Below are 15,440 nucleotides of genomic sequence, written 5' to 3' on the forward strand. Positions count from 1 at the left end.
GGCGACCCATCGTCGAGATGGGTCGCCCTTGATTACGCCAAACGGAAAGGCAGGTTCCGGGTCCTTAGGCCCAGTTCGCCATTTCCTTTTCGAGATTCTGGACGATCGTTTCGAAGAACTGCTCGGTCGTTTGCCAGTTCTGGTTCGGGCCGATGAGCAGAGCGAGATCCTTGGTCATGTAGCCTGCCTCGACGGTCTGGATGCACACGCGCTCCAACGTTTCGGCAAACTTCACCACATCGGGCGTTCCGTCAAACTTGCCGCGATACATCAGTCCGCGGGTCCATGCGAAGATGCTGGCGATGGGGTTGGTCGAGGTCGCCTTGCCCTGCTGGTGCTGGCGGTAGTGGCGGGTCACGGTGCCGTGCGCAGCCTCGGCTTCGACGGTCTTGCCATCGGGGCTGAGCAGCACGCTGGTCATCAGGCCGAGCGAACCGAAGCCCTGAGCCACCACGTCGGACTGTACGTCGCCGTCGTAGTTCTTGCAGGCCCAGACGAACTTGCCGCTCCACTTGAGCGCGCTGGCGACCATGTCGTCGATCAGGCGGTGTTCGTAATGGATGCCCAGTTCCTTGAACTTCTCGGCGAAGCCTTCGGTGTCAAACACCTCCTGGAACAGGTCCTTGAAGCGCCCGTCATAGGCCTTCATGATCGTGTTCTTGGTGCTGAGGTACACCGGCCAGCCGAGGTTGAGGCCGTAATTGAAGCTGGCGCGGGCGAAATCGCGGATCGAATCGTCGAGGTTGTACATCGCCATGGCGACGCCCGCGCTGGGGAAGTCGAATACGTCGAGATCGAGCTTGGTGCCGTCTTCGCCGTCGAATACCAGCCGCAACTTGCCGGGGCCCGGGATCAGCGTGTCGGTGGCGCGGTACTGGTCGCCGAAGGCGTGGCGACCGACGACGATGGGATCGGTCCAGCCCGGCACCAGGCGCGGCACGTTGTCGATCACGATCGGCTCGCGGAAGACGACGCCGCCCAGGATGTTGCGGATTGTGCCGTTGGGCGACTTCCACATCTTCTTGAGGCTGAATTCCTCGACGCGCTGTTCGTCGGGGGTAATCGTCGCACACTTCACGCCGACGCCGTACTGCTTGATGGCGTTGGCGGAATCGATGGTTACCTGGTCATCGGTTTCGTCGCGATGCTCGATCGACAGGTCGTAGTACTTAAGGTCGATATCGAGATAGGGCAGGATCAGCCGCTCGCGGATCCACTGCCAGATGATGCGGGTCATTTCGTCGCCATCGAGCTCGACGACCGGGTTCTTGACCTGGATTTTCTGCATGTTTGCCTGTTGCCTCACTTGGGGAGAAAGTCTGTCCGCCCGGGCCATAGCAGAGGGCGGCGGCGGTGCAAGGTGGCGCCGGATACGAACCGGAAACGAAAAAGCCCGCCTTGCAGGCGGGCTTTCAAGCGATGGTGGGCGTAGCAAGGATTGAACTTGCGACCCCTACGATGTCAACATAGTGCTCTACCACTGAGCTATACGCCCGCACCATCACGTGCCGTTACCGGCAGGAGCGGCCCATTAGCGAAGGCGCCAGCGCCGCGCAAGAGCCGAAATGGCTATTTGGCCGCCAGTGCCCCGCGTTCCTCGAACACGCGCTCCACCTCAAGCACCAGGTCGCGCAGGTGGAACGGCTTCGACAGGACCTTGGCCTGCGGCTGGTCGCGGCTGGCCTTGAGCGACACCGCGGCAAAGCCTGTAATGAACATGACTTTCGTGTGCGGACTGATCTCGCTGCAACGCTGTGCCAGCTCGATCCCGTCCATTTCCGGCATCACGATATCCGACAGCAGCAGGTCGAACCGTCGCGATTCCAGCAGCGGCAATGCGGCAGTGCCGCGATCGACCGCCACGACTTCATATCCGGCATTTTCAAGGGCGCGGGAGAGGTAGGTGCGCATTGCCTCCTCGTCCTCTGCCAACAATATGCGACGCGAAGGTGCGTTGGTTTCCATGGCTCTTCCTATAGTCGCAATCGTTTAAGAATTCTTTGGCCGAATTGGTCCTGCCCAACTTTGACACGGACAGCGATCCGGTCCACCAATGGGGGTAATTGTGAACACTGATAATGAACAAGGTGACGAGGCAAGCTTCGGCGGTTCGATACCCGGTGCCGCCGAGGCTGCCTTCAGGGTCGAAGGGGCGACCCGGCCTGCATTGCCGGTCCTGATCGCGGTGCCTCATGCCGGCCGCTGCTATCCGCAGGCGCTGCTGCAGCGGATGCGGGACCCCGATTATACGGTGCTTCGTCTGGAGGACCGTCTGGTCGATCTTCTCGCGAAGGAAATTGCCCGCGAGACCGGTGCCCCGCTGATCGTCGCGCATGCCCCGCGCGCCATGATCGACCTCAATCGCGCCGACGACGACATGGACTGGAACATGGTGCTCGACGCCCCCGGTGCGCGCGCGAACCATTCCCGGGCGAACCGCCGCGCCCGCAGCGGCCTCGGGCTCATCCCGCGGCGACTGACAGGCCTCGGCGAAATCTGGCGCGACCGGCACAGCAATGCAGATGTCGCCGAGCGCATCGCTTCCGTGCATGAACCCTATCATCGCGCGGTGTCGGAAACTCTATCCGCTATCAGGCGCGTCTGGGGCGCAGCCCTGTTGCTCGACCTGCATTCGATGCCGCCGCTGCGCAAGCGCCATGCCGACGATCGTCCGGCAGAATTCGTGATCGGCGACCGGTTCGGCGCTTCCAGCGACGGGATGCTGTCCGCCGCAGCGCTTTCCTATCTTGCCCGCCAGGGTCGGTCGGCGGCGCATAACAGGCCCTATGCCGGCGGTTATGTCCTCGATCGGCATGGGAAGCCTTCGCTGGCAATCCATGCCATGCAGCTCGAGGTCTGCCGGTCGCTCTATCTCGATGCGCGGCACGAGCAGGTGACCCGGCGGATGCCGGCGCTGGCCCGATTGTTGTCGGGACTGGTCCGCGAACTGGCCGCGGAGGTTGTGCCCCCTGCGCGCGAGCGCAACCTGCCCCTCGCCGCCGAATAAAAAACCACCCCGCAGGCAATGCTTGCGAGGTGGTCAAGGTTCAGGGAGGGATGCACCTGAGTGCATCATCCCGGCAGGCGATGAGGGGGATCCTGCCAGGACACTCCGAATCTGGGAGCGATCGGGCAGGATTCAAGTGTCTGAAGGCCTGCCCGGATCGAAATTTGGTCTCAGTTGACGGCGTCCACCGGTTCGGGGACAAGCCCGGCATTGACCTGCCGCGCGAAGATGTTCCGCATCAGGTCGAGCGAGAACATATGCGCGTAGATCAGCGGCAGCAGGCCGTTCTTGGCCCATTCGTCGAGCTTTTCCGTCGGCACTGCGTTCAGCTTTTCCTGGTTGACCATCTGGAACCCGCGATAGACGTAAGGCTTGCCCGGGAAATCGGCCCGCTCGATGGCGATCTCGCCCGCCATCAGCAGGTCGTGGGCCTGCAGCTGGTCGATAAAGGCCTTCGTCCGCATCCCGGCTTCTTCGAACTTTTCGCAAAAATCGAGGATGCGCTTGGTCGCTTCGGTCGTAGCACCGGTTTCATCGAACAGCGGTTCGCCGTCGGCAAATTCGCCGACCGAGTCGGACGTCGGATCGAAGCAGAGGGACAGGTCTTCGGTTTCCGGCTGCAGCTTCGCCAGCAGGAAGGGATAGCGGCGGATGTAGGCCGGGAGGTAAACCGGCTCGTTAATCTTGCCTTCGGCGTCGATGAAGGTGTTAACCCCTTCGTTCAGACCCATCAGCGCCAGCGGCAGGGGGCTGTCGCCCGACGAGAACACGATCGGGAAGTTGCGCTGCGCCTGGACGAATTCCTCGACGGTCAGCGGAATGGCGTGCTGGGTCGACAGGAACTTAGCCGTCTCCATCGGCCGGGTCGTGAACTTGCTGTGATCGCGCGTGTTGAGCGGCATCAGATCGTTGTAAAGCAGGGGCAGGCTGGGCTGCGGCGCGCTGGCCATGGGAAATCTCCGGAAACTCGTGGCTGGTCATGGCGGCAGCGACCCCCGCTGCCGCGCTTGATGGCCGCGGGCTTTAGGGGGTCGCGCGCGCGGGCGCAAGGGGAAGCGGACAGGGGGCCGCGCGCCCGCGACGGTCAGGGTACGAGCTTGCCCGGATTCATGATGCCGAGTGGATCGATCGCTTTCTTCACGGCGCGCATCAGGGCGAGGTCGGCGCCGCCCGCGAGCCGGCCAAGCTCGCTTCGCTTCATCTGGCCGATGCCGTGTTCGGCACTGATCGAACCGCCCCATTCGGTCACGAGATCGTGTACGACAGCACTGATTTCCTTGCCTTCACTTTCTTCCCACGTCCCCCTCTCGGCCGAAAGCGGAGCGATGACATGGAAATGCACATTGCCGTCGCCAAGGTGACCGAAAGCGACTGCGCGGGTGCCGGGAAACCTCGATTCCATGGCCGGTATGGCCATCTGGATGAAATCGGGCATGCGTTCGACCGGGACCGAGATATCGTGTTGCATGGCCGGGCCGATCGCACGCTCCGCCGGCGAGATGGCATCGCGCAGCAGCCAGAACGCCTCCGCCTGCGCTTCGCTCGAAGCCACCGTGGCATCCTCGATAATCCCTTGCCGCAAGGCCCCTTCGAGAATGGCTTCGGCCAGCTCGGGCAGGTGCTCCGCCGTATTTTCGCCGCCCACAAGCTCGATTAATGCATACCAGGCTTGCGGAGTGGCGAGCGGATCGCGCGCGCCGGGAAGGTGGGCCAGCACCGCCTCGAGCGAATGACGGGGCATGACCTCGAAGCCTTCCAGCGCATCGTTTGCCAGCGACTCCGCATGGAGAAGGAGGCGGCGGGCATCGTGGATACTCGATAGCCCCACCCAGAGAACCCTCCGCTCGGCAACGGCCGGTAGCAGCCTGAGAGTCGCCGCCGTGACGATGCCGAGCGTTCCTTCCGATCCGATCAGCATCTGCTTGAGGTCGAACCCGCGATTGTCTTTCTTGAGGGGGGTAAGCCGGTCCAGTATCGAGCCGTCCGGCAGGACCGCCTCCAGTCCGAGGACCTGCGCCCGCATGGTGCCGTGACGCAGCACCTGCGTGCCGCCGGCGTTGGTCGAAACGAGGCCGCCGATCGTGGCCGATCCCTTCCCGCCGAGCGTCAGCGGGAAACGCAGGCCGTGTCGAGCCACGGCTTCGTGTAGTGTCTGGAGGATGACGCCAGCCTCGCAGGTGACCTGCCGCGCATCGGCATCGATACGGCGAATGGCGTCCATCCGCCGAAGCGAGAGGAGCACTGCGTTTCCCTGCCCATCCGGTGTGGCGCCGCCGCACATCCCGCTGTTGCCGCCTTGCGGGACGATCGGGACCCGGTGCCGGCTGCACAGCGTCACCAGCCCGGCGACTTCCTGTGTCGTCGCCGGTGAAGCCAAGGCGATCGCCCGCCCGGTGTAGCGACCGCGCCAGTCGGTCAGCCAGGGGGCCATGCGCTCGTCATCCTGCGTCAGACCCTTGGGGCCCAGCAGGCGGGCCGCATCGGCCAGGAATTGGTCCAGCTCGTCCATCGGGCCGCTATGCCACAGAGGAACTGGGCGCCGCCAGCACTTGCGCAATCCGTGCGAACAATTAAGCCGCCATTCAAACCTTTGCTGTAATTCCCTTGCAGTCGCACCATCGTGAGCCGGGCGTTGCCGGTCAAGTTTGGGGAGGCTTCTCGACTTTCAGGTCATGTTGAACTGGGCAGCCCTTGTTGCGCCGATCGCCCTGCTGTTGCCTGTCGTGATGACAGGCGACGACGGGGAAGGGCATGGTGTCGGCGCGGGCAAGCTGCCCGTCGAGGCGCGTCCGTTCGAGGCGGATAAGGGCTTGCAAGGCCTTGACCCCTGGACCGGCGAGCGGCTCCCGCACCAGGTTCGTATCGAGCAACGCGTCGTGATCCGGATTTCGCCTGCTCGACCACGCTCCTCAGCCGGCGATATCCAGCCCGTCGCCATCGGGGCGAAGATGAAGGAACGGGGCATGGGCAAATGTATCGGCCTGAAGGATGTCGTCGCCGTGCAGACCGGCAGTGCCAACAAGCTCATCCTGTTCATGCGCAATCGGCAGATGATCAGCGCCAAGCTCGAAAAGGCCTGCCTGGCACGCGATTTCTATTCCGGTTTTTACGTCGAGCCGAGTAGGGACGGCAATCTCTGCATCGACCGCGACCAGTTGCAATCGCGGAGCGGTACCAAGTGCGAGGTGTCGAAGTTCTACCGGCTGGAACAGCAGAGGGACTGACGGCGATCCCCACCGAGGGGATTTCTTGACATTTCGGTGCAATTTGGCGATGGGCGCGCCAGCGCAGGATGCCCTGCGCTTCATCTGCCTTGTCCCGACAGGACCGGGCTAGCAAACCCGGACATCTGAATGACCTTTGCCGATCTCGGCCTCTCTCCCGAATTGCTGAAGGCGGTCGAAGCGGCCGGTTACAGCGAACCCACCGCCATCCAGGCGCAGGCGATCCCGCCGGTGTTGATGATGAAGGACATCATCGGCATCGCCCAGACCGGCACGGGCAAGACCGCAAGCTTCGTGCTGCCGATGATCGACATCATGGCCAACGGCCGCCGCCGCGCGCTGATGCCGCGTTCTCTGATCCTCGAGCCGACCCGCGAACTTGCGGCGCAGGTCGCCGAGAACTTCGAGAAATACGGCGTCAACCACGATCTCAAGATGGCGCTGCTGATCGGCGGGGTGCAGATGGGTGACCAGCTCAAGGCCTTGAACGAAGGCGTCGATGTTCTGATCGCCACGCCGGGCCGGTTGATGGACCTGTTCGAACGCGGCAAGATCATGCTCAACGGCTGCGAACTGCTGGTGATCGACGAGGCCGACCGGATGCTCGACATGGGGTTCATCCCCGATATCGAGTTCATCTGCTCGAAACTGCCCGAAACGCGCCAGACCATGCTGTTCAGCGCCACCATGCCGCCGCCGATCGAGAAGCTGGCGAAGAAGTTCCTGAGCAATCCCAAGCGGATCGAGACTGCACGGGCAGCAACCACCAACAAGGACATCACCGCTTTCCGCGTCAATGTCCCGACCCGCCAGAAGCGCGAGACGCTGCGCTGGCTGCTGCGCAACGACCTGGTCGAGACCGCCATCATCTTCGCCAACCGCAAGACCACCGTGCGCGAGATCAACAAGAGCCTGCAAAGTCACGGCTTCTCCTCGAGCGAGATCCATGGTGACATGGACCAGTCGAGCCGGATCAAGGAACTCGAACGGTTCAAGAGCGGGGATGTGACCATTCTGGTGGCATCCGACGTTGCCGCGCGCGGGCTGGATATCAAGGGCGTCAGCCACGTGTTCAACTTCGACACGCCTTGGCATCCCGATGACTATGTCCACCGCATCGGCCGCACCGGCCGCGCCGGGGCCAAGGGCCGCGCCTTTACCTTTGTCGCACCGGAAGATGCCGAGGCGATCGACAATGTCGAGAAGCTGACGGGCGCCAAAATCCCGGTCTTCGGCAAGGCCGACGTGCGCGTCGAACTGAAGCCGGCGCCCGAACCCGAGCCGCGTGACGAAGAGCCGCGCCGCGCCCGGCAGGACCGCGAACCGAGCGAAGAACGCGTTCGCAAACCGCGCCGTCCGGAACGGGAAGAACGACCGCGTGAAGAACGTCCGCGCGATGAGCGGCGGGCAGAGCCCCGGGCAGAGCGGGCACCGCGACGCGGTGAACCGCAGGATCCGCCGACCAAACCCGGCGAATGGAACGGGCCGCGCCCCGGCTTCCTGGATGTCACTCTCGGGCGCTGATCGGGCCGGTCTTTAACACTTCGCTTACCCTGAATGGCGCATGGAAGGCGCCATGGATACACTTGCAGCCACTCTGGGTAAAACGACGTGGGACTTGCTGCCCATGCTCGCGCCCCCCGCGCTGGCATTCGGCATACTCGCGCTTGTCCTGAAGCGGGGAAGGGTGGCAGCCACCATCCGGCGGACGGGCCGCGAAACGCGGACCAACCTCGCGCTCGTGGGGATCAACTACGTCCTACTTGCCAGCGTTCTCGCGGGTATTGCAGCGATGTGGGAAAAGGGCCTTGCGGCAATCGCTGTGGGCGGCCCCTTCTGGCACGATGCCAGCCCCGTGCTGGTTCTGGCCGTCACCATGCTGGTCGGCGAATTCGTCGTCTATTGGCGGCACCGGATCGAGCACCACCCACTGCTGTGGCCGGTGCATGCCGTCCACCACTCCGATGAGGCCATGACCTGGCTGGCGCTCCTGCGCAAACATCCGCTGGCCTATGTGCTGGCGATGTTCGTCGATACGGTCCTGCTGCTGCTTCTCGGGCTGCCGCTTTGGGCTATCGCCGCCTGTGCTGCGGTAAGGAGCGGGTGGGGATACTTCATCCACGCCGACCTGCCGTGGACATTCGGGCCGCTGGGCCGCTGGCTGATTTCGCCCGCTGCGCACAGGCTGCACCATATCGACGATCTCGAACTTTGCGGCAGCAATTACGGCGGCGTCCTGACCCTGTGGGACAGGGTGTTTGGAACCTATATCGACCCGGCACCCTTCGTCGATTGTCGGACCGGTGTGGACGGGGGCTCGCGCGGCTTCCTCGGCGAGTTGGCGCGTCCATTCGCGGCCTGGGCAGGCAGCCGACGGGTCGATGCACCGCGGGAAATCGCCGAAGCCTGATCGCGCCCGGGCAGAGGGTGACACGAAGGTTCCCCGCAGGTGATGGATTCGTCCCTATCGAGATGGTATGATCGTGGCAGGGTCGCGATTGCCTTTCGAGGGGAAACGCGATGCAAGGTCCGACCGCTTTCGTCTTGGCTATGCTGGCCGGGCTCCTGCCGGGAAGCACGACGGACGATGCCGCGCGAGCGGTGCGCAACGACGCTCCTGCAGCGTTCGATCCTACGCTCGCGGCGCGCAGTGCCTGCCGGGATGCGACAGGATCGAAGCGGGTCCTCGCCGCGCGCCTGGCCTTGGCAAGCCAGGTGGCGAGGGAACAGGGGCTGGGGACGGGGCCGGCCGTGCTCTATTCCGGCATAACCCCGTCCGACCTGCCGCTGGACAGGATGGATCCTGAGGCGCGGCGCTATTTCGACCAGGGCCTGGCTTTCGCATATGGGTTCAACCATGTGGCGGCCATTCGCTCTTTCAGGCGCGCGCAGGAAATCGATCCGGGCTGTGTCGAGTGCTGGTGGGGCGAGGCAATGGCGAACGGTCCCAACATCAATGCTGCGATGGACGACGCGCAGAACCGGTCGGCCTTGCGGGCACTGGCCGAGGCCACAAGGCTGGCAAGGGGCGCATCGCCGTTCACGCAGGCGCTGATTGCGGCGCAGCAGGCACGCTATTCGGATGCTGCCGATGCCGATCGCTCCGCACTTGATCGCAGCTATGCCCAGGCGATGCTGGAATTGTCAGCGCGTTACCCTGACAGCGACGATCTGGCGGTACTCGCGGCCGAAGCTGCCATGAACACCAGCCCGTGGAACTACTGGACGGATGAAGGGCAGCCTGTGGCGTTTATTGCCGAGGGGGTGGCGCGGATCGAAAAGGTCATGCGGCGTAACCCCCGTCATCCCCAGGCGGCCCATCTCTACATCCACTTGCTGGAATTGCCCCAACCGGCCAAGGCCGAGGCTGCTGCGGACCTTTTGCGCCAGCATGCCCCCAAGGCACTTGGGCACCTCGTGCACATGCCGGCGCACGTTTACTACCGGCTAGGCCGCTACCAAGATTCTATCGAGGCGAACATGAAGGCGGTGGAGGCCGACGAGGCCTATCTGCGCGAGGTGGGTGACGACGGTCTTGTCCGGTTCGGGTACTATCCGCACAACGTGCATTTCCTGCTGACGTCGGCGCAGGCGATGGGCGATCTTGCGACAGTGGTGCAGCAGGCCGCCAAGCTTGAAAGCATTATCGATACCGAAACAGGCAGCAAGCTTGCCTGGGTGCAGGCGATCTATGCCGCCCCATTCTTCGCCTATGCGCAATATTCCTCGCCGGAAACCATCCTGGCGCGGACTGCCACGGCGCATCCGCTGGAGTATGTCGAGGCGATGCGGCATTATTCGCGTGCGGTGGCGCTGGCCCTCAAGCCGAAGCTGGGGAATTTCGATGCCGAGATTTCCGCCATGGAACGGCTCGCGAAATCTGCCAGTGTCGAGCGGATGGACGCGAACGGCTTCCCGGCCCCGCTGATCATTTCGCTGGCTGTGGAAGTCGCCAAGGGTCGCAAGGCCATGGCACAATCCCGGCCGGGGCAGGCGATCGGCCATTTCGCTGCGGCTGCCGAAATGCAGAAGAAGATACCCTACAACGAACCTCCGTTCTGGTATTATCCGGTGCAGCAGTCGCTGGGCGCAGCCTATTACAAGACCGGCCGCTACGAGGACGCCAAGCAGGCGTTTAAGGCTGCTCTTTTCGATGCCCCGAACAGCGCACTTGCGCTTTATGGCCTGGCCCAGGCGGAAGCTAAACTAGGGAACAGGCTGGAGAGGCGGAGCGCCGAAAAAGCGTTCAGGGCAGTCTGGCGGGGCGGGTCGCGCAAGCCCCGGATGGACCGGATCTAGCCTGGCAACAACCTACCCCGCCACGGTCACGAAGCTGTCGATCACCCGCTTGGTCCCGGCCTTCTCAAACTCGATTTCGAGCTTGTTGCCTTCCTGGTCGGTGACCACGCCATAGCCGAACTTGTCGTGAAATACGCGCGCGCCGACGGCGATGTCGGTGCGGGGTTTGGCGGCGAAGCTGGCGGCGCTGCGCTGGCTTTCCTTAACCACCGCCTGCTTGGTGTCGTAGCCGCTGGTGAGCGCGCGCTGCCAGCCGGGGCCGCGCTGCTGCGAGCGTTCGGGGCGGTCGCGCACGACATGGGCGAAGGGGTCGTCCTGTTCGGAAAGGCCCGCGCGCCAGAGCGAAGCACCGCCGGTGAGGGTGGTTTCCTGCTCCACCTGATCGGCCGGCAGTTCCTCGATGAAGCGGCTGGGGATGCTGCTGGTCCACTGGCCGTAGATACGGCGGTTGGCGGCGTGGAGGATAGTGCAGCGCCGCCGGGCGCGGGTGATCGCCACATAAGCCAGGCGGCGTTCTTCCTCCAGCGATGCGAGCCCGCCTTCGTCGAGCGCGCGCTGGCTGGGGAACACGCCTTCTTCCCATCCGGGCAGGAAGACGTGGTTGAACTCCAGCCCCTTCGCCGCGTGCATGGTCATGATGGTGACCTTTTCCTCGTCCGGGCCGGCGTCGTTGTCCATCACCAGGCTGACGTGTTCGAGGAAATCGCCGAGCGTCTCGTATTCCTCCATCGCGCGGGCGAGTTCGGACAGGTTCTCCAGCCGCCCCTTGGCCTCGGCGGTCTTCTCCGCCTCCAGCATGGCGGTGTAGCCGGTCTCGTCCATGACTTCGCGCAGCAGGTCCGACGGGGCAATCTGTTCGGCCCGCGATTGCCAGTGCAGGAACTGCCGCATCAGGCCGCCGATGGTGCCGGCCGCGCGGGCGGGAAGCTCGTCGCTGTCGGCCAGTTGCAGCGAGGCGGCGGCCAGCGGCAAGCCGGTGCGCCGCGCATGCTGGTGCATCTTTTCCAGCGTCTTCGCGCCGAGGCCCCGCTTGGGTTGATTGTAGATGCGCTCGAAGGCGAGGTCGTCCTGCGGCTGCGCGATGACGCGCAGGTACGCCAGCGCATCGCGGATCTCGGCCCGCTCGTAGAAACGGAAACCGCCAATGATCCGGTAGTTCAGCCCGATCTGGATGAAGCGGTCCTCGAATTCGCGGGTCTGGTACTGCGCGCGCACGAGGATGGCGATCTCGTCCAGCGGCACGCCTTCGCGCTCGACCCGTTCGATCTCCTCCCCCACGCGGCGGGCTTCTTCCGGACCGTCCCACACGCCGATCACGCGGACCTTTTCGCCCGCGTTGACTTCGGTCCACAGCGTCTTGCCGAGCCGCTGGCTGTTGCTGGCGATCAGGCCCGATGCGGCGGCGAGGATGTGCGGAGTGGAGCGATAGTTCTGCTCCAGCTTGATCACCTTCGCGCCGGGAAAGTCCCGCTCGAAGCGCAGGATGTTGGCCACTTCCGCGCCGCGCCAGGAATAGATCGACTGGTCGTCGTCGCCCACCACGCAGATGTTCTTGCGCGCCTGCGCCAGCAGCCGCAGCCACAGGTACTGGACGGCGTTGGTGTCCTGGTATTCGTCGACCAGGATATATTTGAAGCGCTGCTGGTACTGCTCCAGCACCTCGCGATTGCGGCGGAAGATGTTGAGCATGTGCAGCAGCAGGTCGCCGAAATCGCAGGCGTTGAGTGCCTTCAGCCGGTCCTGGTAGAGCTGGTAGAACTGCTGCCCCTTGCCGTTGGCATAGGACTCATTGTCCACCGCATCGAGATCGCCGGGGTTTAGGCCGCGATTCTTCCACCCGTCGATCAGCCCGGCCAGCTGGCGCGCGGGCCAGCGCTTCTCGTCGAGGTCGTTCTGCTGGATCAGTGCCTTGAGCAGCCGCAACTGGTCGTCGGTGTCGATGATGGTGTAGTTGGGTTGCAGCCCCACCAGCTCGGCATGGCGGCGCAACATCTTGGCACAGATCGAATGGAATGTGCCGAGCCATGGCATCCCTTCCACCGCATCGCCGATATGCTGGGCGACGCGGTGGCGCATCTCGCGCGCGGCCTTGTTGGTGAAGGTGACGCAGAGGATCTCGCTCGGCCACGCCTTGCGCATCGCGATCAGATGCGCGAGCCGCGCGGTCAGCGCCGCCGTCTTGCCCGTTCCTGCACCCGCCAGCATCAGCACCGGGCCTTCGCTCGTCAGCACCGCCTCGCGCTGGGGCAGGTTGAGCCGTTCCGCGTAAGGCGGCAAGCCGTTGTCGCCGGCGGCGATGGCGAGGGGGTAGAGGGTGGCGCTGTCGGTCATCTTGCGTCGGTCATGCTGCTGGCGAACAGTTAGGGAACATGGGGCAGGGGGGCAAGCCTTGCCCGTTCATTCCTTGCGGAACCGCATGCGCCCTTCGTCATTATGGGGGCAAGGACGGTGACGACCGCACAGGATTGAAGGGAAAAGGATATGAAGACCTTCGTTGCAGGAACGCTCGGCGTATTGAGCATGGCCAGTTTCGCCGCCGCTGCGGCAACGGCCCAGCCCGCCGAACCCGCCGCACCGACTGTAAAAGTCAAGGCCGAGGTGGTGGAGCGCAATGCGCGCGGCCAGGCGACCAAGGTCCGGATCGGCGATACTGTGGTAGAGGTCTGCCTCAACGAAAGCATGACCGACGGATGCATCAATCCGCGCGAGGCCGGTCTCAACTGGGGCAATCGGCCCGCAGCGACCTATCGCCCCGACGCGAACTGATCGGCGGATCCTCGCGCGGCAGGCTGCAGGAGCCACCCGACAGCTTCCGCCGCGCAGGACGGGCGGGTGTGCCATGGCACATCCGCCCTTTTTTGCGCCAGCGACGAACCGCTGGCCGCGTTTCCGGCACCGAAGCGGGCGGGGCGATGGGCAGGCGGGACGAACGTCGCGGCCCGCGGTTGAAGCGTAACGAAGACAATGGAATAGCGGTCGGGCTTCCAAAAGGAAGCGGGTCGCGTTCGTCGCGCACGGGAACAACCAAAGGAGTATCCCATGCGTAAATCGTCCCTCGTCGTCCTGGCCACCGGTATGCTGGCTGTACCCGCTTTGGCGGACACCGTACCGCAGGACATGCCGCAACATCATTCGGCGAAACCCGCGCAGGTTCCGCCCGATACCCCTGCACCCGATACCCCTGCGCCCGATACCGGCACGCCGGAGGCTCCCCCGGTCAACACCGCTCCCCCAGTCGGGGACGCGCCCGCCGCTGCGGAGGAAAACGGCGCCGCCGTCACCCCGCAGCAGCGCCAGGCCGCGATGGCCTCGTGGCCGGCGAATGTGCAGGCCTATTACCGCTCGCTACCCCCGCCGCGCCAGGAAACCTTCTGGCTGCTGACCGATGCATACAAGGTGCAGCTTGCCGGGCTGGACGAGACGCAGCGCGCAGCGGCGTGGGAAGCGATCGAGCAGGAATTGCAGAACCGGGCTCAGGCTCGCCCGCCGCAGGACCGCTAGACCGGATACGAACCGTAACAGCGGCGCATCAGGGGGTGGGAAGGCGAAGGATGGTCAGCTTCGCCTTCCCTACCTTGCGCTCGGACTCGATTTCGAGGCCCTTGATGTCGACCATTTCCCTGGCCGAAGTTTCCAGCGCGATCCACGTCGCCGGGCCGATCCAGCCGAGCCGCAACAGCTTGTCGAGCGCGACTTCGCCCGCGCCGGTCGCATAAGGAGGGTCAGCGAGGATCAGGTCGGCGGGACCGCGGGCAGGGCCGAGGGTCATGACGGACCCGGCCATAACAGTCGTTCGCTCGCGCGCGCCGAGGCTGGCGATATTGGCGCGGATCGAATCGAGCGCGGACTTGTCCTGCTCGACGAACTGGCACTGGGCCGCGCCGCGCGACAGCGCCTCCAGCCCCAGCGCGCCGGAGCCTGCGAACAGGTCGAGCACCGACAGCCCCTCGAAACTGCCGAGCCGGCTGGCGAGCATCGAGAACAGCGTCTCGCGCGTGCGGTCGGCCGTCGGCCTGGTACCGTCGCCCTTGGGCGCGACGAGCTTGCGCCCGCGCCATTCGCCGGCGATGATTCTCATGATTTCTTGAGCGTCCCGAGGAACCTGGCGAGGTCGCCCTTGTGGATTTCGGCGGCCTGCCCGCGCGGCAGGTCGGCCAGTTCGAACGGTCCGTAGGACGTTCGCATCAGGCGGCTGACCTCCAGCCCGAAATGTTCGAGCACGCGGCGGATTTCGCGGTTCTTGCCTTCGGTAATGGTCATTTCGATCCACTGGTTGCGCCCGGTCCGGCGTTCCATGTTGGCGTCGATCCGGCCGTAGCGCATGCCGTCGATCTCGATTCCTTCGATCAGGCTTTCGAGCTGTTCCTGGGTAATCTCGCCGAAGGCGCGGGCGCGGTAGGTGCGCGGGATGCCGCTCGATGGCAGCTCCATCCGCCGCTTAAGTTCGCCGTCGTTGGTCAGCAGCAGCAGCCCTTCGGTGTTATAGTCGAGCCGGCCGATCGGCATCACCCGCCCGGCATCCTTCGGCAGGGCGTTTCGCAGCGCGTCGTAGATCGTCGGGCGGCCCTTGGGATCGTATTCGGCCGTCAGCAGTCCGGCGGGCTTGTGGAACACGAACAGCCGCGTTTCCTCCGCCGTGCCGACCGGCTTGCCGTCCACCGTCACCCCATTGAGGCTTTCGAGAAAGGTTGCAGGGGTATCGATGACCTTGCCGCCCACCGCCACGCGCCCTTCGCCGATCATCCGCTCGATCTCGCGGCGGCTGGCGACACCGGCGCGGGCGAGCAGCTTGGCGATACGGTCGCCGTCAGGCCGGTCGGCGGCCCGTTCAGCTTTTGGCTTGGGTTGCTGTGGTTTGCCGGGAGGGTTGTAAGCACGGGTCATGCCCGCGCCCCTACACGCCAACACGA

14 protein-coding genes and 1 tRNA gene are annotated in these 15,440 nt (G+C 64.5%); 7 read left to right on the forward strand and 8 right to left on the reverse strand.

Annotated elements, in window-relative coordinates; all coding sequences use genetic code 11:
• Positions 1–64: 64 nt before the first annotated feature.
• The 3 genes from WAB17_RS10510 to cpdR all read right to left on the reverse strand — a co-directional run bounded on the left by WAB17_RS10510 (position 65) and on the right by cpdR (position 1,965).
• A complete protein-coding gene (locus WAB17_RS10510; protein ID WP_435417299.1) occupies positions 65–1,288 on the reverse strand; it encodes an NADP-dependent isocitrate dehydrogenase in 1,224 nt (407 codons plus the stop codon).
• Positions 1,289–1,420: 132 nt separating this feature from the next.
• Positions 1,421–1,495, reverse strand: a tRNA-Val gene (locus tag WAB17_RS10515).
• A gap of 74 nt (positions 1,496–1,569) precedes the next feature.
• Positions 1,570–1,965, reverse strand: coding sequence for a cell cycle two-component system response regulator CpdR (gene cpdR / locus WAB17_RS10520; RefSeq protein ID WP_435417300.1), 396 nt, complete (start codon positions 1,963–1,965; stop codon positions 1,570–1,572).
• 100 nt (positions 1,966–2,065) lie between these two features.
• Between cpdR and WAB17_RS10525 the strand changes: the two genes are divergently transcribed.
• Entirely contained in the window at positions 2,066–3,007 is a 942-nt protein-coding gene (locus tag WAB17_RS10525; protein WP_435417301.1) for an N-formylglutamate amidohydrolase, read from the forward strand.
• Positions 3,008–3,177: 170 nt separating this feature from the next.
• On the opposite strand, the gene WAB17_RS10530 is transcribed toward WAB17_RS10525, so the two are convergent.
• Both WAB17_RS10530 and WAB17_RS10535 read right to left on the reverse strand, forming a co-directional pair.
• Positions 3,178–3,957: a SapC family protein gene (locus WAB17_RS10530; protein ID WP_435417302.1), complete on the reverse strand. Its 780-nt coding sequence runs from the start codon at positions 3,955–3,957 to the stop codon at positions 3,178–3,180.
• A 134-nt stretch (positions 3,958–4,091) separates the two neighbouring features.
• Positions 4,092–5,516 carry an FAD-binding oxidoreductase gene (locus WAB17_RS10535; protein ID WP_435417303.1) on the reverse strand — a complete coding sequence of 475 codons (1,425 nt, stop codon included), beginning with the start codon at positions 5,514–5,516 and terminating at the stop codon, positions 4,092–4,094.
• A gap of 163 nt (positions 5,517–5,679) precedes the next feature.
• Here WAB17_RS10535 and WAB17_RS10540 point away from each other — a divergent pair, with 163 nt between their 5' ends.
• The 4 genes from WAB17_RS10540 (at position 5,680) to WAB17_RS10555 (ending at position 10,530) form a co-directional block, all read left to right on the forward strand.
• Positions 5,680–6,231 carry a hypothetical protein gene (locus WAB17_RS10540; protein ID WP_435417304.1) on the forward strand — a complete coding sequence of 184 codons (552 nt, stop codon included), beginning with the start codon at positions 5,680–5,682 and terminating at the stop codon, positions 6,229–6,231.
• A 129-nt stretch (positions 6,232–6,360) separates the two neighbouring features.
• Complete coding sequence (locus WAB17_RS10545; protein WP_435417305.1) at positions 6,361–7,755, forward strand: DEAD/DEAH box helicase; 1,395 nt, start codon at positions 6,361–6,363, stop codon at positions 7,753–7,755.
• 52 nt (positions 7,756–7,807) lie between these two features.
• Positions 7,808–8,641, forward strand: coding sequence for a sterol desaturase family protein (locus WAB17_RS10550; RefSeq protein WP_435417306.1), 834 nt, complete (start codon positions 7,808–7,810; stop codon positions 8,639–8,641).
• Between the two features lie 110 nt (positions 8,642–8,751).
• Positions 8,752–10,530 carry a hypothetical protein gene (locus tag WAB17_RS10555; protein WP_435417307.1) on the forward strand — a complete coding sequence of 593 codons (1,779 nt, stop codon included), beginning with the start codon at positions 8,752–8,754 and terminating at the stop codon, positions 10,528–10,530.
• Positions 10,531–10,542: 12 nt separating this feature from the next.
• Here the strand turns inward: WAB17_RS10555 and WAB17_RS10560 are convergent, their stop codons facing one another.
• Complete coding sequence (locus WAB17_RS10560; protein ID WP_435417308.1) at positions 10,543–12,861, reverse strand: ATP-dependent helicase; 2,319 nt, start codon at positions 12,859–12,861, stop codon at positions 10,543–10,545.
• A 150-nt stretch (positions 12,862–13,011) separates the two neighbouring features.
• Between WAB17_RS10560 and WAB17_RS10565 the strand changes: the two genes are divergently transcribed.
• Together WAB17_RS10565 and WAB17_RS10570 are read left to right on the forward strand one after the other, a co-directional pair.
• The gene (locus WAB17_RS10565; RefSeq protein WP_435417309.1) at positions 13,012–13,296 is read left to right on the forward strand and encodes a hypothetical protein; all 285 of its coding nucleotides are present in this window, start codon (positions 13,012–13,014) and stop codon (positions 13,294–13,296) included.
• A 273-nt stretch (positions 13,297–13,569) separates the two neighbouring features.
• Positions 13,570–14,031 (forward strand): hypothetical protein, encoded by a 462-nt coding sequence (locus WAB17_RS10570; protein WP_435417310.1) that lies wholly within the window; start codon positions 13,570–13,572, stop codon positions 14,029–14,031.
• A 28-nt stretch (positions 14,032–14,059) separates the two neighbouring features.
• Here the strand turns inward: WAB17_RS10570 and rsmD are convergent, their stop codons facing one another.
• Both rsmD and WAB17_RS10580 read right to left on the reverse strand, forming a co-directional pair.
• Positions 14,060–14,608, reverse strand: coding sequence for a 16S rRNA (guanine(966)-N(2))-methyltransferase RsmD (rsmD, locus tag WAB17_RS10575; protein ID WP_435417311.1), 549 nt, complete (start codon positions 14,606–14,608; stop codon positions 14,060–14,062).
• Complete coding sequence (locus tag WAB17_RS10580) at positions 14,605–15,414, reverse strand: pseudouridine synthase (protein ID WP_435417312.1); 810 nt, start codon at positions 15,412–15,414, stop codon at positions 14,605–14,607. Before WAB17_RS10580 ends, rsmD begins: the two co-directional genes overlap by 4 nt.
• Positions 15,415–15,440 lie beyond the last annotated feature (26 nt).

The sequence above is a fragment of the Parerythrobacter aurantius genome, assembly GCF_045291475.1.
Taxonomy (GTDB): domain Bacteria; phylum Pseudomonadota; class Alphaproteobacteria; order Sphingomonadales; family Sphingomonadaceae; genus Parerythrobacter; species Parerythrobacter aurantius.